The sequence below is a fragment of the Treponema sp. R80B11-R83G3 genome, assembly GCF_054786115.1.
Genome location: NZ_BDHF01000460.1, coordinates 1 through 492, shown reverse-complemented (window position 1 = coordinate 492; position 492 = coordinate 1). Strand labels below are relative to the sequence as shown.

The 492-nt window shown below is 28.9% G+C and carries 1 protein-coding gene; it reads right to left on the bottom strand.

From position 1 onward, the window contains the following. Positions 1-290, bottom strand: a 290-nt coding sequence (locus tag ACYVRH_RS14460) for a hypothetical protein (RefSeq protein WP_461257565.1), incomplete at its 3' end; no start/stop codon positions are given. Positions 291-492 lie beyond the last annotated feature (202 nt).

Sequence of the window (492 nt, the reverse complement as noted above, 5' to 3'; positions counted from 1 at the left end):
CTTCTATGTAAATTATATTCCGAATCGGGTCGTAATCCAGCAACTACTTCAATATCCCTAAAACCATTTTTTGAATACAATTTATACTCATATACATCATTATTCATTTCTGTATCTTCAAAAAAGGGAAACGTAACTATTATTCTTTTATAGCCATTTTCATAGAAATATTTTTCAATAGCCTTATATAAATTATTTGCAACCTCCATTTCTTTATATTTTGATAATATCACATAATCCCAAATACAACCTACTTCTTGATTTAGAGGAGGTTTTTCCTTATATCCCATCTACTAATCCTATCAATTTATCATTATCAAATGCTGCGAAAAGAACATCGGAAGCTTCCCCGCATAAGTAATAAGATACATAATCTATAGTAGTATTATCACTATGTAAACTAAATAATGATGTATATGAGTATAAATTGTATTCAAAAAAATGGTTTTAGGGATATTGAAGTAGTTGCTGGATTACGACCCGATTCGGAAT